19 protein-coding genes and 2 pseudogenes are annotated in these 23561 nt (G+C 45.7%); 7 read left to right on the forward strand and 14 right to left on the reverse strand.

What is annotated here, in order from left to right; all coding sequences use genetic code 11:
• Positions 1-14: 14 nt before the first annotated feature.
• The 4 genes from NC980_RS04765 to NC980_RS04780 form a co-directional block, all read right to left on the reverse strand.
• Entirely contained in the window at positions 15-1547 is a 1533-nt protein-coding gene (locus NC980_RS04765) for a methyl-accepting chemotaxis protein (protein WP_190377647.1), read from the reverse strand.
• 25 nt (positions 1548-1572) lie between these two features.
• Complete coding sequence (locus NC980_RS04770) at positions 1573-2736, reverse strand: protein-glutamate O-methyltransferase CheR (RefSeq protein WP_190377648.1); 1164 nt, start codon at positions 2734-2736, stop codon at positions 1573-1575.
• Positions 2733-3224 (reverse strand): chemotaxis protein CheW, encoded by a 492-nt coding sequence (locus tag NC980_RS04775; protein ID WP_199298597.1) that lies wholly within the window; start codon positions 3222-3224, stop codon positions 2733-2735. The genes NC980_RS04770 and NC980_RS04775 overlap by 4 nt, the downstream gene beginning before the upstream one ends.
• 150 nt (positions 3225-3374) lie before the next feature.
• Complete coding sequence (locus tag NC980_RS04780) at positions 3375-4850, reverse strand: amidohydrolase family protein (protein ID WP_190377649.1); 1476 nt, start codon at positions 4848-4850, stop codon at positions 3375-3377.
• A 91-nt stretch (positions 4851-4941) separates the two neighbouring features.
• Between NC980_RS04780 and NC980_RS04785 the strand changes: the two genes are divergently transcribed.
• Positions 4942-5745 (forward strand): aspartyl/asparaginyl beta-hydroxylase domain-containing protein, encoded by an 804-nt coding sequence (locus tag NC980_RS04785; RefSeq protein WP_190377650.1) that lies wholly within the window; start codon positions 4942-4944, stop codon positions 5743-5745.
• Positions 5746-5805: 60 nt separating this feature from the next.
• Here NC980_RS04785 and NC980_RS04790 read toward each other — a convergent pair whose 3' ends face one another.
• The 3 genes from NC980_RS04790 to NC980_RS04800 form a co-directional block, all read right to left on the reverse strand.
• Positions 5806-7071: a glycosyltransferase family 87 protein gene (locus tag NC980_RS04790; protein ID WP_348253904.1), complete on the reverse strand. Its 1266-nt coding sequence runs from the start codon at positions 7069-7071 to the stop codon at positions 5806-5808.
• Positions 7072-7290: 219 nt separating this feature from the next.
• Positions 7291-7686, reverse strand: coding sequence for a nuclear transport factor 2 family protein (locus tag NC980_RS04795; RefSeq protein WP_190377652.1), 396 nt, complete (start codon positions 7684-7686; stop codon positions 7291-7293).
• Positions 7683-8696 (reverse strand): zinc-binding dehydrogenase, encoded by a 1014-nt coding sequence (locus tag NC980_RS04800; RefSeq protein ID WP_190377653.1) that lies wholly within the window; start codon positions 8694-8696, stop codon positions 7683-7685. Before NC980_RS04800 ends, NC980_RS04795 begins: the two co-directional genes overlap by 4 nt.
• Positions 8697-9021: 325 nt before the next feature.
• Between NC980_RS04800 and NC980_RS04805 the strand changes: the two genes are divergently transcribed.
• Positions 9022-9936: a DUF4437 domain-containing protein gene (locus NC980_RS04805; protein WP_190377654.1), complete on the forward strand. Its 915-nt coding sequence runs from the start codon at positions 9022-9024 to the stop codon at positions 9934-9936.
• Here the strand turns inward: NC980_RS04805 and NC980_RS04810 are convergent.
• The 3 genes from NC980_RS04810 to NC980_RS04820 are packed head-to-tail and all read right to left on the reverse strand — an operon-like array spanning position 9924 to position 12845.
• Positions 9924-10385 carry a DUF3598 family protein gene (locus NC980_RS04810; protein ID WP_190377655.1) on the reverse strand — a complete coding sequence of 154 codons (462 nt, stop codon included), beginning with the start codon at positions 10383-10385 and terminating at the stop codon, positions 9924-9926. The two genes, NC980_RS04805 and NC980_RS04810, sit on opposite strands and share 13 nt — an antisense overlap.
• 9 nt (positions 10386-10394) lie before the next feature.
• On the reverse strand, positions 10395-11804 hold the full coding sequence (locus NC980_RS04815) for an aldehyde dehydrogenase family protein (RefSeq protein ID WP_190377656.1): 1410 nt from the start codon (positions 11802-11804) through the stop codon (positions 10395-10397).
• On the reverse strand, positions 11805-12845 hold the full coding sequence (locus tag NC980_RS04820; protein ID WP_190377657.1) for a nitrilase-related carbon-nitrogen hydrolase: 1041 nt from the start codon (positions 12843-12845) through the stop codon (positions 11805-11807).
• A 120-nt stretch (positions 12846-12965) separates the two neighbouring features.
• Between NC980_RS04820 and NC980_RS04825 the strand changes: the two genes are divergently transcribed.
• Positions 12966-13769: a DUF1838 domain-containing protein gene (locus NC980_RS04825; protein WP_190378008.1), complete on the forward strand. Its 804-nt coding sequence runs from the start codon at positions 12966-12968 to the stop codon at positions 13767-13769.
• On the opposite strand, the gene NC980_RS04830 is transcribed toward NC980_RS04825, so the two are convergent.
• Positions 13766-14788: a VOC family protein gene (locus tag NC980_RS04830; RefSeq protein WP_190377658.1), complete on the reverse strand. Its 1023-nt coding sequence runs from the start codon at positions 14786-14788 to the stop codon at positions 13766-13768. The two genes, NC980_RS04825 and NC980_RS04830, sit on opposite strands and share 4 nt — an antisense overlap.
• Before the next feature lie 402 nt (positions 14789-15190).
• Here NC980_RS04830 and acsF point away from each other — a divergent pair, with 402 nt between their 5' ends.
• The 3 genes and pseudogenes from acsF to NC980_RS04845 all read left to right on the forward strand — a co-directional run bounded on the left by acsF (position 15191) and on the right by NC980_RS04845 (position 18286).
• A complete protein-coding gene (gene acsF, locus NC980_RS04835; RefSeq protein ID WP_190377659.1) occupies positions 15191-16255 on the forward strand; it encodes a magnesium-protoporphyrin IX monomethyl ester (oxidative) cyclase in 1065 nt (354 codons plus the stop codon).
• A 107-nt stretch (positions 16256-16362) separates the two neighbouring features.
• A pseudogene (gene hemN, locus NC980_RS04840) lies at positions 16363-17760 on the forward strand (oxygen-independent coproporphyrinogen III oxidase).
• 145 nt (positions 17761-17905) lie between these two features.
• Positions 17906-18286, forward strand: a pseudogene (locus tag NC980_RS04845) (helix-turn-helix domain-containing protein).
• A 206-nt stretch (positions 18287-18492) separates the two neighbouring features.
• Here the strand turns inward: NC980_RS04845 and NC980_RS04850 are convergent.
• The 3 genes from NC980_RS04850 to modA all read right to left on the reverse strand — a co-directional run bounded on the left by NC980_RS04850 (position 18493) and on the right by modA (position 22795).
• Entirely contained in the window at positions 18493-20019 is a 1527-nt protein-coding gene (locus tag NC980_RS04850) for a bifunctional metallophosphatase/5'-nucleotidase (protein WP_190377660.1), read from the reverse strand.
• Positions 20020-20182: 163 nt separating this feature from the next.
• The gene (modB, locus tag NC980_RS04855; RefSeq protein ID WP_190377661.1) at positions 20183-21985 is read right to left on the reverse strand and encodes a molybdate ABC transporter permease subunit; all 1803 of its coding nucleotides are present in this window, start codon (positions 21983-21985) and stop codon (positions 20183-20185) included.
• A gap of 24 nt (positions 21986-22009) precedes the next feature.
• A complete protein-coding gene (gene modA / locus NC980_RS04860; RefSeq protein ID WP_190377662.1) occupies positions 22010-22795 on the reverse strand; it encodes a molybdate ABC transporter substrate-binding protein in 786 nt (261 codons plus the stop codon).
• 83 nt (positions 22796-22878) lie between these two features.
• On the opposite strand from modA, the gene NC980_RS04865 reads away from it, so the two are divergent.
• Positions 22879-23301 carry a molybdopterin-binding protein gene (locus tag NC980_RS04865; RefSeq protein WP_190377663.1) on the forward strand — a complete coding sequence of 141 codons (423 nt, stop codon included), beginning with the start codon at positions 22879-22881 and terminating at the stop codon, positions 23299-23301.
• Positions 23302-23561: the final 260 nt, after the last annotated feature.

Here is a 23561-nt window from a genome sequence, read left to right on the forward strand (position 1 = left end):
ACCAGATTCAAACGTTAGCGGGCGCGAGCAATTTCACGACGGAGATTTTGCGCTGCATCATCTAACTGATCTAAGGCGCTGTTTGTTTCTCGCAGAGCATCGACAGTTTGGTGCGATGCTTGACTGAGTTGTTCCATCGCTTCGCTGATTTGATACGCGCTTTCTGACTGAGTTTCCACACTTTGGCTAACCTGCTCGAATCGCGGCGGCAAACTTTGCACTTGCTGAATGACTTTCGCGACTTGATCTCCGATTTTGCTCACCCGATCGGCGCTGTCACCTACGGATCGATTGAACTTATCCATTTCCATCACTCCCACCGAAACCGCGGACTGCATATCTTTAACAATCTGCTCGATTTCAAGCGTGGCAACGGCGGTTTGATTCGCAAGGCGACGAATCTCACGCGCTACGACTGCAAATCCTGCTCCATATTCTCCTGCTTTTTCGGCTTCGATCGCTGCATTGAGCGACAGCAAACTGGTTTGATCCGCAACTTTGGTAATCGTGACCACGACATTGTTAATGTTGTTCGCCTTTGCATTCATTACACCCAGCTTGGATGAAATTGCTGCTGTTGCATCAGTTAATTGACGCATTACGTTTGCCATTTCTACCAGTTCGTCCTGGCTGTCATTTGCAGAAGTTGCCGTTGTTTGCGCTAGTCCTGCAACTTGCTCCATTGTTTTGACCAGTTTTCGAGAGGTCGATGCGATCGTTTGGGCTGTCGCGGTGACTTCATTAGTAGAGGCAAGCTGTTCAGCTACTGTTGCTTCGAGTTCTTTGCCAGATGCCGCAATTTGCGTCGCAGAGGTGGTAATTTGCACCACGGATTGCTGCAAGCGTCGGATCAAAGCGTTACCAAGATAGCGTCCGAGCAAGATAGCACTTGTAGGCCCCAAAATCATCGCGAGTATAGTCCAAGACCTTGCTTGATTGACATCCTGATCAGCGATTTTTTCAGCCTGTTTTGCGACCTCTTCGTTGATTTTGAGAGATTCGAGTAGCGAGGTCGTTGCTGCTTCAAACGAAACGCGATTTGCTCTAGCACGATCGCGCAGTTGGTTCAACACATCGGGTCTTTGAGCATTCGGATCAGTGGGAGTAAACCTGTTGTCTAGATTTTGGCTGAGCTTAATCAATTCTTCGTGGTCAGTCTTCCAGCGGTTCCAGTTTTCCAATAGCTTCTTATAGTTGCGGTCTTCTTCCTCAGTACGTGGTGTAGTCTCGTACTGCTTGAAGCCCTCATCAATCTGTGCCCATGCTTTTTTAATGCGATCGAACTCTGTCTGACGCTCCTGCGGAGTCAGTCCCGGAATTAACAATGCCCGTTCTGAGGATTCGATCTGTGTTTGTCCTTCATTGACTTTCCAGAGTCCAATTAAGCTCGGCAGGCTGTTACTGCTCAGCGTGTTGATTCCACTGCTGAGGCGAATTGTGCTGACTAGACCCACGAAAGACACAATTAGTACTAACACGCCCATGAAAATAAAGGCGCTCATGATCCGACCTTTGAGAGACTTGTCTTTTAATAGATAATTCATCATTGTTACTCGGTTGTGGTTCAAGGAGTTAGGGGCTGAGCTTCTGAATCCGCTGCTGAAGGAGTTTTGCGCCGCTGAGGTCGCCGCGCCCTTCTTTGATCAAGGCAAGAGAAACTAAGGCCTGATAATGATTTGGGTTGAGATACAGTGCTTTTTGGAAGTAGCGTTCGGCGTGAGTAATTTCGGCTTTGACTTGATGCAAGGTTCCCAGAAGTGTGTAAACTTCAGCATTGGTGAGATCGTGCTGTAGATGAGCATTGCAATGGGCGACCGCGGCATCAATTTTTCCAGCATTGGCAAATTGTCGCGCTAGTTCTAAATCTGTTAAACCAGTGGGCTGCTGGATTGGTTTTGAGGGTGTGACGCTAGGCTTCGTCATCATTGGTCGCTCTGGTATGTCGCGATGCTCACGATCGCTCTGCTGCTTGACTGGAGCAGTTTTTTGAAACGCAAAGGTAAACGGTTGACGGACTGAAGTAAAGCGATCGCCCGGAACCTTTGCAGCTTCAGATGCACCGACGAATAGTAATCCGTTGGGTGATAACAATTGTTCTAATGTGTTGAAGACTTGCTCACAAGCAGCACGACTGAGATAAATCAGCAAATTGCGACAAAAAATCATGTCGTAGGTCACTTGGGCTGCTGGGAATGCAGTTAAGATATTTCCCTGATAAAAATTGATTGCTCTACGAACGAATGATTTAACTTCATGCCCGTCTTGAGCCGGTTGAAAATAGCGGTTGCGATCGATCCAAGCTTCACCTCGAAACGAATTTTTGCCGTAAATGCCCCGCCTGGCTTTGGAGATCGCTGTCTTACTAATGTCGATCGCATCAATATTAAAGCGATCAACGGATAGACCTGCTTCGAGCAGCGAAATCGCGATCGAATATGGTTCTTCGCCTGTTGAACAGGGAGCACTCAAAATTCGCAGCGATTCCCGCGATCGCGCTTGCTCGATCAGAAACTCAAACGGCTTTCGATCGCGAAAAAAATAAGTTTCTGGTATAACAATCTGCTCGATCAGCGTCTCTAGGGCTTGTGGAGAGGACTGTAGCGTCCTGAAGTAAGCAGGAATATCCTCAGGATCGCACTGGGCTGCAATGACTCGCTTGAGGTTGCGGGTTCCAATTCCCTCGACATCGATCCCGATCGTTTGATTGAGTAAGGCTGCGATCGCGGCGAAGCTCATTTCAGTTGCGACTCCCCTGACGCTGCTAGATAAATCTGCTGTACATCCGCAAACAATCGATCAAGATGAATCTGCTGAATCATGCCGCGATCGTCTAGGATCATTCCTCCTAAATAGGGAGCGGCATTCATATGAACGGCGTTAGAAGCAACAAATTTTGCTTTGGGTTTATCCAGGGTTTGAATCACTTGTTCTGCTAATAATCCTAGATAAGAAACCGTAGATGCTTCCGCAGACTTCACCATGATGATGCGGCTACTCAACTGGAAGCGACTCGGTGTTCCCTGAATCAATTCGCACAGATCAACCACGGGAACGATCGTGCCGCGATAGTTCAGCAATCCTGCGACGTATTTAGGAACGTAGTGCAGTTTTCGCAGCGGTACGCTCGGAATCACCTCCACGATATGAGAACTTTCGATCGCGTAAGGATCTTTACCAACGCAAAACAATAACAGCAGCATCGGAATGTCTTTGAGGTTTGACACCCTCAGTATTCCCAGGCTGAATTCATAAAAAACATACAATTCCGGCTGTATTCTAGATGAATTCTCGGAAAACCCAGTAGGAATTCGGATTCAGCCTCAATACTTTTACCGAGATTCTACGGATGATACGGAATCGCGGCTGATCGGAAGTTAACGGCTCGACTGCGATCGCTTTAAATAACGTCCTTGCGGTGAGCCTAGAATTTGTCCTCGATCGTAAATGAGATTACCGCGCAGCATCGTCTGCTTGACCCGTCCGGTCAGTTCCATCCCCTCAAACGGTGTATAGCCCTGCTTAGAGAATGATTCAGCAGCTCGAACTACAAAGCGTTCATTCGGATCAACTAACACAAGGTCAGCATCATATCCGATCGCGATATCCCCTTTTTGCCAGAGTCCAAACCGTTGTGCAGGATTCCAGCAGAGCAATCGCGCCATGTGGTCGTAGGACATTCCCCGCTTACTGCCTTCGCTCAGAACGCCTGAGAGGAGATATTCCGTGCCCCCAAAGCCCGATTTTGCTAGCCAGATGTTGTCTGGGTCTTGGAGACTGGCTTTCTTTTCGGCAGAGCAGCAAGCGTGGTCGCTAACAATCCAATCAATCTGATTTTGTAGCACCGCAGTCCACAGAAACTCGACATCAGCGCGCGATCGAATCGGTGGATTGACTTTCGCCCATTTCCCGGTGGGAGCTTCGACATCAAGAAGCAAATGCCCGATTGTGACTTCTCGCTTAAAGTTGATATGCGGAAATGTAGATTGCATCATTAGTGCTGCTTCAACCGCTTTACGAGAACTCAGATGCAGCAGATTGATGTTAATACAATTTGTTTCATGAGCGAGATAGGAGGCAATACAGATAGCAAGCCCTTCGGAGTGGGGAGGACGGGCAGCACTGTAAGCACTGAGTCCAGTCAAGCTTGGGTCTTGCTGAACGATTTTGGTATAAGCATTGAGAATCTCAGCAATTTCGCAATGTAGACTAAGGCTGATTGAATCAGCCGGATAGCGCTCTCGTAGTTGAGCTAAACCCCGCATGATGAATTCAAAGTGAGCAAAGTCATAGCGTTCTTCTTTGTTAATCATCAAAAATAGATTCTGCTGATCGGATAGACCATGCAGACCATAACCGCCATAAAACATAAAAATTTTGAACGAAGCGACCCCATATTGCTCAAACAACCATTGCATTTCATCAATGTGCTGAGCGCTAATCGGTGCAATGTGATAGCTATAATCGACGAAAAAGTTACCTTCCGATCGAGATAGCACCTCTGGGAAAAATTGCTGATAAGAGCCACCTTTATTGAGATAGTATTGTCCAGTTCGAATGTAGTTGAGGCTGGTAGTTACGCCTCCCATTGCGGCGGCTTTGCTTTCTGCGATCGCATCTTGTTCTAAGGATTGATAGATGCCAATGTGCATATGAGCATCTATCAATCCAGGAAAAGCGAGTAGATTCTGAGCATCGATGACCTCTGTTGCCTGTTCTGGGCTGATCTGTGACGCGATCTGGGCAAACTTACCATCCTTAATGCCTAAATCTAAGTGCTCTACACTAGATTGATGTGGACGAACGACACGCACGTTTTTGATCAGTTTATCCAGAATGCAAGGTTCAGACACAGCGCCTCCTACAAAATCAATAAGAACAATTTCTTCATAACTCTTAGAATGAAATCGTGACGAGTTTGCTTCTAAGCTAGGAGAAAGAACAATGGAGCAATTTAACGAGTATCATTTAGATCCCAAGCAGTTTACTTTTCTGAATATGCTTCAGGAGCAGTGGCAAGCGATTCGCGATGAATTTATCGCATTTAAGCAAAATGCTTCCCCAGCGGAAATGCAGCTTGCTCTTGATGTCATGGGGCCTAAAAGCCAAACGATCAAGACCAAAGGTAAATCGAAATATAGTGCCTTTGGTGTGTTATTTCAAGGAATGTTTATTGAACAATACATTCAGGCACATCGAATCAAATATCCCCAGTATGAGTTACAAGATGTGTCAGAAAAAGTATTTGAGTTAAAAGAGCAATATTTCCCAACATTGACAGAAGCGATCGTTGCAACAAATTCAGCTTATGATGGCATCCTGAGAAACGTATATTTCGGAACGTTTCTTCCGGGGCTAGATGTCAAGCTTCATGTGAACTATAACCCTCACATGAATCGCGGCTATCTGGGATTGATTGTGCCAGAAGGCGATATCGCGATGAAAATTTGCCATGACAAACTTTACTGGCACGAAGGCGAGTTCATGGTTCTAGACCACAGCTATCCGCACTGTCCACATAATTATACTGATGACGAAAGAACAGTCCTAGTAGTTGATTTCTTCAAAACGGATCAGCCTAAATCAGAAGTGATTCAGTTTGAACGGGAATTAGTCAAACAGCGTATGGAAGAGAATCCCTACAGTTTGGGCGTTTTTGGTAGGAATGATAAAGCGACCCCAGAAGACTTTATTAAGTATGGTTTGAGCCACCAGTTAGAATGGGATAGAGCGCTCGGAAGCGCCTGAATTAGCAGATTAATTCAAGCTAAATGAGTAATAGAAATTTGCGTAGGGAATTGCGGTCTGCTACTGAGCAGTAAAGGCTTTCTCTACGCTTGTTTTCTTTGCTTCTCTAGACAAATTGCGGCTCTGATCGACTAGCAAGTAGGCTGCGAATGCAGCGATTAGAACATTACGAATATTGAGAACAAAAAGCGCAATGATTCTCAAATTAAGCAATCTACCATATAACACTGGATACACCAGAAAAGTTGTCACAGAGATTGCGGTAATAAAGGCGATCGTAATTCGATTTAATCGCAAGAGCGGTAGAAAGGGTAACACCCAAACGAGATATTGGGGTGAGAAAACTTTAGCAGTAATCATAAACACAAGCAGCGTGATTGTGATGTAAGTTGCTAGAGTTCTGTAGGTGATTTCTCCACTTGCTACGTATTCCTGCCGAAATCCTTTTACGCAATAAAACAGCGTAATTCCTAATAAGCTCCAAGTGAGTATGGGTAGAACTTTGAGGATTGGAGTCGCAATCTCTGATGTGAAATGAAAGGCTCCATAGTTTAGCTCAAAGGAAGCATCAATGAAGCCGAACTTGCTCAACAGTAGCAGAATTCCACCCGGTAAGGTCTCGATGTGTAGTCCGCGTTGTCGGTGATAAGTCAGAAAGCTGAAGAACTTTTCTTGTGCAGCTAATGCAAAAGGTAAAAAAATCACAGCAACGGTGAGAATGTTGCCAAGTAAAAATTTTGCGCTAGCTTGATATTGCCGCTTTGTGAAGTAGTAGATCGAAAAGATAGGAATTAGAGCGACTGGATAAAGTTTTGCAGCAATTCCCAATCCTAACCAAATTCCCGCCTGAGTTGGGCGCTGTTTTAGGACAGCCCAAAATGCAATCACAGTTAAAAGCGCTGCGAAGATATCATATCGACAAAACACAACGATAAGGTTAGGCACAATCAGTGCTGCGTAGAAAGAGATCGTTCTAATCGCGGCTTTTTTAGTCTGCCAAGCCGCAATAATTCGCGAAAGTACGACTGCAATCAAGTGGCTAAAAAAAGCATTTTGAATAAATAGAAGAATTGCATACGCTGTAAAATTCAGCGGTTGCACAACGCTAGGCAATTGGGGAAGAGCGATCGGTAACAGCGCCAAAGGAGGATATTCAAAATTGAAATCAGTATAAGGAAATTGTCCTTTTAACAAGTTGAGCGAATAGTCGTAATAAATGCTGATATCGTATTGCTGATACTTACGCACTAGAAATAGAAATGCAATGAATAACAGCGATACAAAAATGAGTTCGATTCGCAGTGTGTTAGAAGTCGGTCTTGCCAATTTTATTCTCATCACTCAGGTATCCTAAAAAGCGATTACTTCTGCATGACACTGCCTTTCTGTCTATCAAAGTTTAATTGTCACTCATACGTCTTTGAATACTTTTTGTGCAAGCTTTTTGCCAATAGCAGAATGAAGAATTTAACCTGCTAGACACATCTATCTAGAGTAGGAAAGCTAGACGCTAATCAAGAAATGAAGCATATGTAAATCGTTATATCAGTTAGATTTGCCGTCGCTGCCTAAATATTCTCGATAGCCGCAGATTTGATTACCCCGGACATCAAAAGAGACTGCGACGCGATTTTTGTAAGGATTTCCCCACATCAATCCCTCGTCGCGAAATTCAAATACAACGGTCGTTTCGTTACTGGTTACGCGATCAAGCGTCAATTTCAACCCCGTTTCATACACTTCGGAAACATAGTTGAAAAACTCGATCGCTCTTGCTTTTCCAACATTTAATCCATGAAATTTGCCCAACGGAAACCAGAATGAAAAATCATCGGTGAGCATATCGAAGAAGGCTTGCCACTCCCCCGTTGCAAGTCCATGTTCAAAATGCGCAAAGGCTTGTCGAGCAACGGCTAATGTATTGACTGATTCTATAGTCATTTTTGGAACCTCACGACGACCTTACCGCAATTTTGACCACTCAATAGGTATTCTACGGCATCTGGAATCGACTCAATGCCATTAAAAAGGGTAGAGTCAACTGCAACCTTGAGCTTATTTGCGTAAAACAAATCGAGTAAGCGCTCGCGGGCTTCCTCTGCAAATTCGGCGAAATGCGGCATCAAAAAACCACGCACCGAAGCCGATTTCCAAAACAACTTCTGATAAATTCGAGGTTGAGTAACAGATTCTAAATCACTCATATACTCGGAAATAAAACCCACCACTACTAATCGCCCTCGTACGGCTAAATGATTCACGCAAGTATCAAAGACCTGCTTACCAATACAATCAAAAACTAAATTGATTCCATTGGGATATTCTTGTTGAAGAACTGTATCGAGTGTTTCGGTTCGGTAGTTAATAATGCGATCGCAGCCCAAACTCTTTAATAATTTCACCTTCGCCTCAGAGCCGCAAATCCCAATCACATGATTTCCAGCTAACTTGGCGAGTTGTACCGCAATATGTCCGACTCCGCCTGCTGCTGCCGTGACTAAAACAACTTCTCCGCTCGTCATTTCTCCCACTTGCTCAAGTGCAACCAGGGCTGAGGTTCCGGTCGGCATCAGTGTTAGAACTTCAGGAATTGCATTGCGAATCTTGATTGCAAGGTTTGCCGCGATCGCTTGATACTCCCGATAGCCTCCCCCTCGGACTGTGGTTGCAACAGCATCTCCAACTTTTAGGGTATGAACATCTTGAGCGATCGCGACCACTTCGCCCACGGCTTCGACACCTAGATCAAAGGGTGGCGTAAGATTCACATAGGGAACGTTTCCTTTACAAAGCAAAGTATCAAATCCAGCATTGATGCCAGCGAACTTGTTGCGAATTAGAACTTCTCCAGGATTCAGGGTAGGAATCGGCAGTTCTTCAAGGGCGATCGCCGAACGGAAATCATCGCTGAAGCGTTGAGCAACAAGCTTTTTGTAGGTTCTAGAAGGCATGGCAACAGTTGAATCGATCGACGCTTTTGATTACGCATTTCATTCAATCATGAGTCCGGTTGGCAATCAGGCTGTAGCATTAAAAATTGACTGACTCAGACTGACTGGCGGCTCGACGAGCCATCTGATACCAAATTGATTTTTGAGTGCTACAGATCTTGGAAGCCCCCTAAATCCCCCAGTCGTGGGGGACTTCACGCCAAATCTGTTTCGGATTCTCAAAGTCCCCCAGTATAGGGGATTTAGGGGGCGAAGGATCTGTCGCATCAACAAATTGATTCGGTATGACGATACGCTTTCAGGTCTACTTAAAAACTGTAAAAGTATGGGCGAAGCCGATCAATCCTCTGCATTCCCAGCAGCGACCAATGATTTTTTAGAGGCAGCTTTAATCCCAGAAGACTGGGGTGGAGACGGTCGAGGACGGATGAATTTGTCTGGACGACGAACGGCGATTGCCTTCGGCAACAGCGAAGCTCCCGCTTCAGAGTATGTGCCTCGTCAATATCAACTCTTTGATAGTCATCGTGTCCCTGAACAAGCGTGGCAAATTCAGGGAATACCAGAGCAGCCTGCGATCTGCCGAATGCTTTCCTGGAATGATCATGGCGCATCGACAGCCAAAGTTTTGCTGCCAGCCCAATTTGAAATTCCTGCAGGCAGATTCACAGCAGACTTGGAGATCTTTGTGCTGAGCGGTGCGATTCAAGTGGGAGCATGGAAACTCAGCAAGCACTGCTACTCTTTCATTCCAGCAGGAGTGAGAGTCGGAGACTGGAAAGTGCTAAACGGTGAAAGCGCGGAAGTTTTATGGATGGAAAATGGTCGTCTCCAGTATCAAGATTTGCCGAATCATCCAGAAGCTAGACTCGGTGAGTACATTCCTGTATTGGATAGCAAATTGCTGCCTTGGGGAAAGACAGACACAGCACAATTTATCGCAGCAAACAAGAAGTGGCTGAGAAAAGCAGCGAATGGAGGTGGAGTGTGGTTACTCGCCCTTTTGCCACATTATGACGGCAAGCAGATGATGATTCAGTCCTATAACGAAGAGGCATATGGCTTGGCGGGATGGTGCGATATCGGCGACTACAGATTCGCCAAAAATCACTTTTGCTATAGCCCCAGCTTTAGCACACTTCCCAGACATATCTCAGAAGATGGTGGTTTATTCTTTGTCCGGGTCGATAGAGATTTATCCCAAGCTGGAACGGTTTTGTCCTATGGTCATTCAGGCTGACTTGGGCGTTGTCGCTCTTCTTGAATGAGCGTGCGTTGATAGATTTGGTTATTTTTGAACCAATGCCAAGTGCGAGCGCGATAGTTGTTACAAGGACTAATTTGGATCATTTCATAAAGGTAAAAGTCTGGAATTGATTTGTAACTGAACCAAAGAATTACCGTGGAATCATCAACTTCCCAAGCATGACCTTTAATACGCTCTGTATCAAACCACAGCTTTTTATCGCAGTAGGCTCCGGGAAAGCGATGTTCTTCTTGCTTGCCGTTGTCCCAGGTGTAGCGATTGATTTGATAGTAGGATGACAGGTCATCTTGGGGAAATTCACAGGTGAGATGAGAGTGATGCCGATCGAGAATGGTTCCGTTACAGTCGATCAAGGTATAAGTTCCAATCCAGTCGCCTTCGTGTCGAGCAAGAACCGGCATTTCAGTCCGAATATCTAACATGATGACCTCCTATACATACCACCAAGGATTAAACACAGGCTTTGTTTTAATCAAATACGCTTTCTTTCGCATAAAACGTTTTAGGGCTGCGGCTCCCATGCGTGAGCCTCCTATTCCAGAGTAGTGAAACGCATTCTTTTCTCCTTCGTGAATCAAAGCTGTGAGGGCTGCATCATTAATACTGATTGCGCCTGCTTGAATGCGATCGCCAACTTCCAATGCTTCTGAGGTTGAGCCTGCGAATACGGCTGCACCTAACCCATAAATTGTGTCATTTGCAAGCTCGATCGCTTCTTCAACCGTTGCAAAAGGCATAATGGGCATAATCGGCGCAAATGTTTCTTCGGTCATGATTTTCATGGTGTGGTTTACCTCAGTTAAAACTGTGGGGTAGCACCATAAACCGCCGTCTAAAGTCTCAATCTTTCCACCACACTGCACGATCGCGCCCTTGTTGATCGCATCTTGTAGGTGATCTGCAATGATTGCTGCTTGTCGTTCGGCAATAATCGGGCCAATTTCACCATCATTAAGGGTTGGATAAGCTAATTTAAGTTGTGTTGCTTTGGCAATCAGTTGCTCTGTGAAGGGTTGAACAATGGCTTGATCGACATAAATTCGCTCGATCGACAAACAAGATTGTCCCGTATTAACCACTGAACCCCATAGAATTGCGGAAGTTGCAAGGTCGAGATCTGCGGACTTTAGAACGATCGCTGGATCTTTTCCTCCAAGCTCTAAAAATGCTGGAATGAATCGTTTTGCGGCAGCTTCTCCCACCTGTCGCCCAGTTTTTATACTGCCTGTAAAGCAGATTAAGTCAACTTGCTCGATTAAGGCGGCTCCTGTGTCTCCATCCCCCTCAACAAAAGTCAAGATGTCTCGCAGTTCAGGAACTTCATTGACGGTATCGAGTAAGGATTTGATGAAACGAGGCGCAATCTCACTAGGTTTAACAACCACAGCACAACCCGCTAACAAGGCCGGAATCGCATCAATCAGAGATAACAACAAGGGGAAATTCCACGGACTGATCACACCCACAAGCGGATAGGGAACAGAATCTTGCTGTAGGTGAATAAATGGAATTGCTGTAGGCTTCTCGATTTCCTGTAATAGTTCTGGAGCGAGTTGACACCAGCGATCGAGACTCGACAGCACCGAATCAACTTCTAATGCCGAAATGTCCAATCGTCCTGTATCTGCGACTAATGCCTGAATTAATGGCTCGGAATGCTGTTGAATCGCATGTTTCCACTGCTGCAAGGCTGCAATTCGCTGCCCTAACCCAGCGGATTGCCAAGCAGGTTGAGCTACACGCAGGCGATCGCACTGTTGAGAAAGGTCTGCTGAAGTAGGAGGCATAATCCAGGCATCGACGTTACCAGTGCGAGGATTGCGAACAGGAATCTGAGGCATTTAAATCACTCCTCGTTGAGCCAAGCGCTCGATCGTGGCTAATTGAGTTTGGATAAAGTGTTTTCGCTCGATTTCACCGTTTAGCATGGTGTTGCGCGGGTAAAACTCGGAATTATGATAGCTATCCACGTACGCATCAAATCGCTGGCGTGCAAGCATATTGCCTAATCCGGGTTGCCGACGATAGCGACGGAGTGCCGCTAAATCAACTTCGGCAAACGCTGCCATACTTTCCCCTGCCCCGGTTTCAGCTAACACTAATCCTCGATAATCCACAATCTTTGAACCCCCATCGACTGATGCGATCGGAATCGAACTATCCGCGATTCCGGCGGTGTTCGACGAAATGACATACATCATATTTTCAACTGCCCGGCTAATTTTTGCAGCTTCTTTGGGCGATCGTGCTTGTCCATAAATTTCTGAAGTAGGATGAATTAAGATTTCTGCTCCCCGCATTGCTAAACAGCGTGCGACTTCTGGAAATAGAATTTCATCCGATGCAACAGCGGCAAGATTACCAATCTCGGTTTTCGCAACCGGAAACACACCCTCTAGCCCGTAATGTTCAAGATACTGATCCCAAACATCATGAGGCGTTGGCGCAAACAGCGAGTTCAACCGACGATACCGTAGAACGACAGAGCCGCTTGGATCTATGACGAAACAAGTTTGAAAATACAAGCCCGGAAAATGTGGATCAAGTTCGTAAGCATTGCCTGCTAGGAAGATGCGGTGTTTTTGAGCAATCTTTCCCAATGCTTCATACTCTGCGCCTGATATTTCTAAACAAGCTTTGTCTGCCCAATCTTCTAGAGATTCGCCCATCGGAAAGCCTGTGAGAAAATACTCTGGTAATACGATTAAACGACAATCAGACCCAATAAAAGCTAAGCTCGCAGCAATCTGCTGATCTAAACGATCGAGGGCTTGCTGCATTTTTAATCGTGCAGAAGCGCGATCGCGGCTTTGATTGATCGCGTGACAGGTGACTTGAAGTGCTAGTGCCTTGTAAGCCAGCCCGTTTTCCATCAGTTTCATGTTAATTTAAGCGATGTCGGTTATTCTTTGACTCTAGAATGATGTGTGGGACTCATTCTTATTGAAGGCGATGAAAGCAAGAACCTTACACGATCGTCTTAAAAATTTAATCTGGGCAGGCTGATGGTTTCAACTCAACTTCTGGATGCTAAATACTGGGTGAAGATTCGATCGTCGCTTGATCCGGCACGATCGAACTATTTAATTTGGACAGGCGCGATTTACTCGTTTGTCCCCGGTGAGAAACGGCAATGTTTGTTCAAGATGGTTGGAATGAGTGTGAGCCGTTGTCTTCCAACTGAAGAAAATTGCTGGGCGTTTACCTCCAGAGAGTTAACGTATTACTTAGATCCTAAAACGGGCGAAAAGCTTCAAACTTGGACAAATCCTTGGACTGAAGAAACTGTACCTGTGATGCACGTTGCCAACAATCCGATTCAAGGAACCTTTAAAGGACAGTTTCCTGCTCAAGTGGATGACGAAACCACAACGCTTACATTTGATATCTTTCCTGCTTATCCAAATCCATTGAATGATCCAAAGTTCGCGGAATACTTTCCAAATCCTAATTATCAAGCGGCAGAATTGTTCAAATTTGTTGTTCCATCTGCCGAACTCTTTGATGAGCAGCAACCTTCCGTTTCAAAAATATGGTTAGGTTGGGATCGGATTGGCCCTTGGCTACCTTGGATGAAAATGGGCGATCGCACTGGGCACTTAATTTACAGCGCTTCAGGCCGCAAAGTAGCGGGCTTTGATCAGCTACCGCAATTACTTCAAGACGAAATTAATACCCGGCTGCCGCTCTATCGGGAAGCACCGGAAGCACCACTGGATACAGAAGATATGACTTCCTGGCTCTATTTCCAGCAGCATTTTGATGCGTATCTTGCTAAGGAAACATTTCCGATTCCAGCCGCTTAGCCTTCAATCAGTGTCCAAAAATAACCGTCTGGAGCGATAAAAGAAAAACTACGATCGCCAAACTCATCCCGAACAATCTCGGACACGCTGCGAGCCGAACTTGCTGTGATGCGATCGTGATAGTTCTCAATCTCTCTTACCCGATAGGTATAGAGCGACAGTCCTAAACATCCGGGTTGCGCTTGGTCGAACCGACTCGGCAATGAATAAGCTTCTGGAAATCGCACAATATACAATCGTCCCGATCGCGCTGCTTGCCAATCAGTAACAGACGATCGTGGATCATCAAATGCCGTCACAATGAACTTTTCGCCGGGTTGTAAGTCAAAAATTTCCCGTCCTGCCTGCGAAGATTCATAACTTGTCTCGACATCATCCCGAACGCGCAAGAGTCCCAGAACATCTTCATAGAACCTCAGCGTTTCCTTGCGATCGTCTTGAACAATCAGCCCCATATGCGTAATTTGACTCGCTTTCAAGGCTGCCTGCTGATTAATTTGACCATAGTTCAGCACCGTGTATCCAAAGCGTTGAAACAGTACCTGTCGAGTGAGCGGTTGCAGCAATAGCATTTCTCGAACCCCGATCGCGGAATCAATAAACGGGCGCATTTGATGCTCTTTGTTGTAAATCTTTTCCCAGTGCGGCAATGTATAACGAATTGGAAGTCCTGCTCGATCGGCTTCTTCCGCATGGTTGAGGAGCGTTAAAACATCTGCTGTCATAGTCGTTGCCCATCGATTCCCTTTGACTTTCATCGACTCCAGCGCTAAACCCTCATTGCGGGGCTGTTCCCATTGCATCAAGCGAATTAAGCCGTGATCAGCCGTTTGGTGACTTAGGCGAACGGATTGCACTGAAGAATCCACTTGATACAACGTTTGAGCGATCGAAGCAGAAAGTTTTCCTGCTTGAGCCATCTCATATCCAAACTGCTGCCAATACTCGATCGCGGATTCTATGCCAGAAACACCGATACAGACTTCGTAAATTCCAGCGATCGCAGAGGACAAAGACATAACTATTCTAAGAAGGTCAACGATGTCATTGTGTCAGCCGATGAATTAGATTGCAACTTGTAACGTTTTTTGACAAACACCAACGATGTAACACTTCTTCAAAGATTGCTCTAACCCTATGTGGGTCACAATGCTTTACTTCAAGTAGCTATAGAACCCATTTGGGATCTTTTTGAGGTGTCTTCAAGGCTAGTAATGCCTCGATCTTATGATTCAGATAGTTCTTGAACCACGATTTTTCTCCTAAATCTATAAGCTGCTCGAAACGGGCTTCCTGCTTACCTTTGTATTTCAAGAAAAGATCCCAAATGGGTTCTATAGGATACTGTCGATAACTCACTTGTGCAGCGATCGTAGTTTCGGAGAAAGTAAGCAAGTTATCTCTTCCGAACAATCCGCGCTATGGTCAGTGCAATTCCAAAATCTGAGACATCTGGGATCAAAACACCTGTTAAAGAAACCCTGTTAACGCCGAGATTCTATATCACTGATTTTGATGCGGTTGCGAATATGGATCTCTCCGGACACGAAGACGAATTAGAAGCCGTAGTCGCAGAACTTCGAGCAGATTACAATCGCCACCACTTTGTCCGCAACGAAGAGTTTCAGCAAAGCTGGGAACAGATTGACGGCGAAACTCGCGCTGCATGTATTGATTTTCTAGAACGTTCTTGTACGTCAGAGTTTTCGGGTTTTTTGTTGTTCAAAGAACTCTCGCGCAAGCTCAAAAATCGTCAGCCTTTGCTGTCAGAAGCTTTTCACCTCCTAGCCCGCGATGAAGCACGTCATGCTGGCTTTTTAAACAAGGCAATGGCAGATTTTGGACTATCGCTTGATCTAGGCTATCTGACAAAAAATCGGACTTATACATTCTTTTCGCCAGAGTGGGTGATTTACACCGTTTATCTATCAGAAAAGATTGGTTACTGGCGCTATATCTTGGTGTATCGCCACCTGGAAAAGCATCCAGAACATCGAGTTTATCCGCTGTTCCGCTACTTTGATAGTTGGTGCCAAGATGAAAATCGGCACGGTGATTTCTTCAAAGCTCTACTCCGATCGCAGCCCAAAATCTGGAAGCGCTGGCAAGCAAAACTCTGGGCACGCTTTTTCTTATTAACTGTTTTTGTGACGCACACTTTAACAGTGCTAGAACGATCGACCTTTTACGAATCGATCGGCATGGATGCAGATCAATACAACAAAGATGTGATTCAACACACCAACGAAACCTCAAAACGAGCGTTTCCGAGTGTATTGGACACCGATCATCCAGAGTTCTTCCCACGGTTGAAGAAATGTGCGATCGCGAATCAAAATCTATCTGAGATTACGAACAATCAGCGTCAAAAATGGATTCAGCTTTGTCAAAAATTGCCTTACATTGCTGTAATTATCTGGCAAATGCTGCGGCTCTACTTCTTGCCCTCCGTCGATGCTGAGACGACTCGATCTGCGATTCATTAAGAAAATTAGCCATCATTTTGTAGAGGCGCGAACTCCTCAGAAGCTTTTGATTGCGTCTCTACAGTGTCGATTAATTTGATTGCTCATTGTTCAGGAGTTTCCAATCGATGAAACACATTTCACAAACCGTTAAATTTAACGCGGCACTATTAAATCAATACAATCAGCCCTTACCTCGCTATACAAGCTATCCACCCGCTACAGAATTAAGCGCTGATTTTGATCCAGACTTCTTTCGCGCCGCGATCGACCTTGGCAATCGTAAACAAACCCCCTTATCGCTCTACTGTCATATTCCATTTTGCGAAACTCCCTGCTACTTCTGCGGCTGCAACACCATCATTACTCAGCGCAAAGAAGTTGCAGAACTCTACTTAGGCTATCTTGCCCGTCAAATTCGCCAAACGGCTCAGCTTGTCAGTTCTGATCGTGTGGTACATCAACTTCACTGGGGCGGCGGCACACCGAATTACCTTGATCTTCAGCAGATTGAATTTCTCTGGAAACAGCTACATCGCTATTTCCGCATTGATTCCAGCGCAGAACTGTTGATCGAGGTCAATCCTCGATATCTTGAACGCGATGATATTCATTTCCTTCGGCAACTCGGCTTTAACCGAATTAGCTTTGGTATTCAGGACTTCAATCCTCAAGTTCAAGTCGCAATTAATAGGGTGCAGCCTGAAGCAATGTTATTTGATGTGATGAATTGGATTCGAGAAGCAGGCTTTGAAAGCGTCAATGTGGATTTGATCTACGGCTTACCCTTCCAAACTGCGGCATCCTTCCAGTAGACTGTTGAGAAAACTTTAGCGTTAGATCCCGATCGCATTGCGGTGTTCAATTTCGCTTATGTTCCCTGGCTCAAGCCGACTCAAAAACGAATGTCAGAATCTACAATGCCCGATGCTGCTGAGAAGCTGAAGATTCTACAAAACACGATCGCCCAACTCACACAAAACGGCTATGTGTTTATTGGCATGGATCACTTTGCTAAGCCAAATGATGAACTTGCGATCGCACAACAAGCCGGGGAACTTCATCGTAATTTTCAAGGCTACACAACCAAGCCTGAATCTGATTTATTAGGCTTTGGAGTCACATCAATTAGTATGCTGCAAGATGTTTATATCCAGAATCATAAACACTTGAAGGACTTTTACTGCTCTATTGATGCAGGTCAGTTACCGTTCGAGAAAGGAGTGCGGCTCAGTCAGGATGATTTAATCCGACGCATAGTGATTATGGAATTGATGTGTCAATTTCAGATTTCTGCTGCTGGTCTAGAAGCGAAGTATCATTTGGGGTTTGATGTTGATTTCAATGATTATTTTGCTCAAGAACTATCACAGCTTGATGCACTGGAAGCAGATGAGTTAATCAAGCAGTGGAGCGATGGGATCGAAGTTACTCCAATCGGGCGGCTGTTGATCCGCAATATCGCATCGGTTTTTGATGCTTATCTTGGAGATCGTACCGCTAAAACTTTCTCCAAATCAATCTAATTGCGTATGAGTATCCCGTCTGGTGAAAGACGGGATCATTTCAGAAGCAAGGATTCAAACTGTAAAGAAATGCTTAAGTCTTTAGCTCCGTTCGCAATTCCCGTCATTGTTTAAAGTAGAAAATGGCGGAATCAGGTTGGAATGGATGCACAACGTAAATGATTGTTTAGAATTCAAGTGCCCGATTTAATTTGTTGTAGACCTACTCGGCAACAAATGGTCAATTTTAGTTTTAAGAGAGCTATTTACAGGTAAGCGCCGGACACATGAATTATTAGCAGCGCTACCGGGAATTAGCACGAAGACGTTGATGATCCGACTGCGAGAACTGGAAGAAAATGGCTTAATCGATCGACAAGTGTTTGCCGAAGTGCCGCCCCACGTCGAATATTCTCTCACTGAAAAGGGGCAGCAGATTCAGCCCGTGATGGCAGCGCTCTATCAAGTTGGGACCCAATGGCTCGATCAACCTTCGTGTCATTGTCCATTAGAGCAATTTAACCCCTCAAAAAGCTTAGTAAGCTGAAAAATACTTGTCCCTGGCGATTAAACTACCAGCGCCGTAGCCCAGCACAAAGAGCTAACAACTGATATCGCCAGAGAGCGATCGATTGGGTTTGAGATTGACGCGAGCGGTGTTTGGGTTGGGTTACAGTCCTTCGAGAATCAACAGTAAGGTTTACAAACTTGCCCCCGTAGTCATGAAGACAGATCCTGTAGTGCTACGCCAGTTTAGTTACGATTCTGCATTTCCTGAATCACTGCAAATCGAATATCGCGTTTTTCTGCAATTAGCTTGACACCTGCAGCTTGAAGCGACAGAAATTCAAGATTCTGTTCTTTGCCGCTAATTAAAAAATCATTGATAGCGACCTTATAAGTACGACCGCTATCTAGCGGTTTCCCCTGAATCTGCCACCCTGATTTTTCGTCATATTGCACATTTGCCGTTTGGAGATATCCGCCTGCACCTCGATTGGCTTTGCCTTGATCCAGCACTCGCTTCAATAACATTCCTGGTATCTCAACCGATAGTACCTTTCCTCCAAACGGTAAAATTCGAATGATATCGTACTGGCTAATTGTTCCCGGCGGAATGCGATCGTCAATCCGAATCGAGCCACTGTTAAAAATCGAGAGTTCTGCATCGCCCACTTCTCGGAGCATTGCTTTTGCAATTAATTCGGTTAAGTTCGTCGATCGATTGCGGACACTTTCTTCTAATCCGTCTAGATATTCAGTTGTTGTTGCAACCGTTTGATTCGGCTCAAATCCGCTATCTCGGAACGCCTGAAATCCTTTTTGCTGCCAGTCTTGCACAACCTTTGCTGTTTTAGGATCATCGGGTAGAGCAGCAGTGATCGGTTGGAGTTGTGAATCGATTGTTAGACATCGGCTCGTTGTGTCGTATTTGAGCGTATGAACATATACAGTGCGAGCATTGGCATCGGCTTTGAAGATGGGAGTGCCTTTATCGATACAGCGAGACGATCGCACAGGGCGCTGCACCAGTCGCCATTGCTGAATGTTTTCGTGTTCATGTCCGCCCAGAATTAAATCAATCTCTGGTACTGCGGCGGCGAGTTGTTGGTCTTCTGCCAAACTCAGGTGAGTGAGCGCAACGATCGCATTGACTTTTCCCCGGAGTGCGGCAACTTGGTTTTTTGCTACTTCAATCGGAGCGCGATAGCGCACATAGTTGGCTGGATTGCTGTCGATTGTTAATCCAATTAATCCAATCCGCACAGTAGCTCCGCGATCGCCTTTGATAGTGAGAATTTGCGATCGTTCAACTTTAGGAAAGGCTTGTCCAGTTTCATCATCGACGTTACTAGAGACCCATTTGAATCTTGATTCGCTTAAGCGTTGTAGAAACTCCTCTTTAGAAATGTCAAATTCATGATTCCCTAACGTCGCGTAGTCAAACCCAACTGCGTTCATTGTGGCGACCATTTGCTGTCCTGCTAACCGTCTACCATTGACTTTTGCAGTTCCCAGAGCAGAGGGACTAAAGGCATCGCCTGCAAGCAGCGTAAAGGTGCGTGAATTTTGTGCGAGAAGTCGTTTACGTAGGGTTGCGACTCGCGCCATGCCGCCGCGTTTGCCGCCTTCGACAGGTGTAATCTCATAAATATCGTTGAGGTGCAGCAGGGTAATATTGATAACTTCTGCAAGGGAGACTTGAGCGACACTGAGAACAGCGCCGAAGCTGAGAAGAAGGCTTTTTGCTGAGAACATCAGTCGTTTCGAGTTCTTCATATTGGGTGTTATTTTGATTCGTTATTTCTAGTGAGGTCGCCTAGAATACAACGAAACTTTGGTGAGTTGTAGTTTTTTTAGTTTTCTATAAACTTGGCGCTCAGAAAAGCTCGTTCAGAACGATCGCTGCTTCCATGAGGGCGAGCTTAATCAATTCAGCACTTTATGCTTCTAGTAAAATCAACCGCAGTGCTTCAATCTGAACAAACCAAGGGAAGGGCTTGGGCTTCAGCATCTCCCACTTCTCTTTAAAGACTTCGGCTTGAATATGATAGTCCTGTGGATTAGTCGCATCATTCGTGAACTTGAGAAAGACTGTCATGCGATGCGGCGTTTCACTGGTTGAAACGAGCCAGCAAGGAAAGGTATTTTCTCGATTTGGAGCATCTGTAAATCGAATCTGATGGGCACGAATTCCAACATAAGCGAATCGATCAAGTAAGGGTTCAATTACTCGCAAGCGAATGCCCCAATCCATTGCATAAATCTCTTGTTCTGTGATGACTTGGGCTGGAGAAATGTTCTTGCATCCGGTCAGTTGAGCTACACCTAATCTACCGGGTCTTGCAAAAATGTCATACTTTGAACCATATGCAAGCGTCTGTCCTTGCTCCAGAACAATCAAATCATCACACACTCGATACGCTTCTTCTAAGTTGTGGGTGACAAACAAGCTCACGCCCTTAAACTCTCGGAGTCGTGCAATCACTTCTTGTTCCATTTGACTCCGCAGATGGGTATCTAAGGCTGAAAAAGGTTCATCGAGCAGAACTACCTCTGGCTCACTTGCAAGTACCCGCGCTAATGCAACCCGCTGCTGTTGTCCGCCAGACAATTGATGCGGATAGAGATCGCCATACCCTTGTAGTTGTACTGAATTCAACTGAGCTTTGATGCGCTGACGTGCTTCACGTTTAGCAAGAGACTTTGGTAAGCCAAAAGCAATGTTTTCTGCAACAGTTAGGTTCGGAAATAAAGCGTAGTTCTGCACCAGAAAACCGACTTTGCGATCGCGGCTCGGTACATTAATTCCTGCCTTTGCATCAAACAAAACTCGTCCGTTGAGAACAATTCGTCCTTGTGTTGGACTTTCCATTCCTGCAATACAGCGCAGTAACATACTCTTTCCTGCACCTGATCCCCCTAGCATTCCTAGTGTTGATTTTGTTGCACTGAAAGTCAGATCTAAGTCGAAGGCTGCAAGCTGCTTTTGAATGTCAACAAATAAACCTGATGAAGTTGGAGAAATTTCCGCAACTGCTTTATGATTTGGCTTTCTAGCGGTTCGCAGCAGTTTCAATTGCTGCTGTCGGTCTTGCCAGAAGTTGACCGCAAAGATTCCAGACAGCGAAATCAATAGAATCATCACTGCCCAGAACCAAGCCTCATTCATTGCGCCCGCTTCTACAGCAAAATAAATTGCCATTGGAATCGTCTGCGTTTGTCCAGGAATGTTGCCTGCTAACATCAAGGTCGCCCCGAATTCACCTAATGCCCTGGCAAACCCCAGTACCGCACCTGCTAACACTCCCGGCAATGCTAAAGGCAGCAGAACTCGACGGAACACTGTCCATTCTGAAGCTCCTAAAGTCCGAGCAACGGCTAAGAGGTTCTCATCAATCTGCTCGAACGCTCCCAATGCGGTTCGGTACATCAAGGGGAATGAAACGACTGTTGCCGTGAGCACGGCTCCATACCAGGTGAATACAAGGCTGAAATCGATCGACCCCAACAACTGCCCCACCCAGCCATTCTTACCAAACACCAACAGCAGCAAAAAACCCACCACAGTCGGCGGCAGGATCAACGGAGAGACAAAGATTCCTTCAAGTATGAATTTTCCCTTGCCGCGATAGTTCAGCATCCAATAGGCAACGGCGATTCCTGCAAAGAAGGTAAAGACAGTTGCGATCGCGGCTACTTTCAGCGAGATCCACAATGGAGCCAGATCAAGGGGAACAGTCATTGTTACATTCATTCGACAAAATTGCTATTTCGGCACAATAAATCCGTACTTGCGGAATACGCTTCTCGCTTCATTACTGGATAGATACTGCAAAAAGGATTTGGCTACATCGACACTCTTGCTGCTCTTCAACACTGCTATCGGATAAACAATTGGCGAATGAAAGCTCTCAGCAGCAATGGCAGCAATTTTCACTTTATCGGAGATCTGAGCATCGGTCACATAAACAAACCCTGCATCCGCATTGCCGCTTTCAACCGCCGCGAGAACTTGCCGCACATTGTTCGCATAAACGAGCTTAGAGTTGAGATCGTTGGACAGATTCAGCTTTTGCAAAACCTGTTCAGTATACTGTCCGGCAGGAACGCTTCTCGGTTCGCCGATCGCCACCCGCTTAATTTCCGGCTCTTTAAGACTTGAGAAGCTTGTGACGATTCTTGAGGCTTTGGGAACGACGATCGCTAATCGATTGTTTGCTAAGTTACCGCGAGTTCCCGGAACTAATGCGCCTCTTTGATCGAGTGTATCCATTTGCCGTCTTGCGGCTGAGATAAAAATGTCAGCAGGTGCGCCTTGCTCGATTTGCTGAAGTAAAGCACCAGATGCACCGAAGTTATAGGTCAAATCCACATCAGCGCGAGTCTTTTGATACAGAGGCTCAATTTTCTCTAGCACCTCTTTAAGACTGGCTGCTGCTGAGACTAATAAAGTGGTGTTTGCTGTGGTGGGTTGAGCGAACTGTAAGCCAAGCACGATCGAGAAGCTAATCAGAGCAACACTCAAAACCGTCAGGAAGTGTTTACGTTTCATACAGTTCTGTTTAGGATAAGAATCCTGAACGTCAATAGACTTTTACCAACTTATCAGATTTTACCAACTAAATTGGTAGCGTAATGCCCAGAAAAGATCAAGGATGGATCACATTTCAAACCTCTGAGGAGGAGCGGCAGCTTCTAGAGGCGATATGCCAACGATCGCAGCGCACCAAAACTGAGGTGCTACGGGAGATGCTGCGGGGGTTAAAGCAGTCCGGCGATTCTGAGACGACCGGGGAAATAGCTCAAGAAGCGGCTGTCGATCGGGCTGTAAGTTCATCGAAGAAACCGCTCAAGGTGAGTTCTCGCAATGTTTTGGAAGGGAAAGTGAAGCGACTGGTGAAAGGGTCGATTCATACGGAGGTGACGATCGAAGTGGTGCATCGGGTAGAGTTAACTTCGACGATTACGACGACCTCAGCCGAAGTTTTGGAACTCGAAGAAGGTAAAACGGCTTATGCAGTGATTAAGTCGAGTGATGTTGTAATTGCGATGGAATGATTTACTGAACGGAAATACTTGGAGCATATTGCTTGGATCATATTGCCATACGACAATGAGTGTTCCAATTACAGCAATTTGGCAGACTTGCCGCGAAACGGCATCGAAGGAGCATCTATCTCTATTTGGGCGATTTCTGAACCCGAAGTAATGTCAACGTTCGAGTCGCGATGAGTCCACAAATTTGGAGTCATTGCAAGGAATTAGGGTTGAAGACACCTTCAAACAACTCAACATCGCCGTCACCTGGGAACGTGATC

The organism is Leptolyngbya sp. AS-A5 (assembly GCF_039962495.1).
In the GTDB taxonomy this organism is placed as follows: domain Bacteria; phylum Cyanobacteriota; class Cyanobacteriia; order Leptolyngbyales; family Leptolyngbyaceae; genus Leptolyngbya.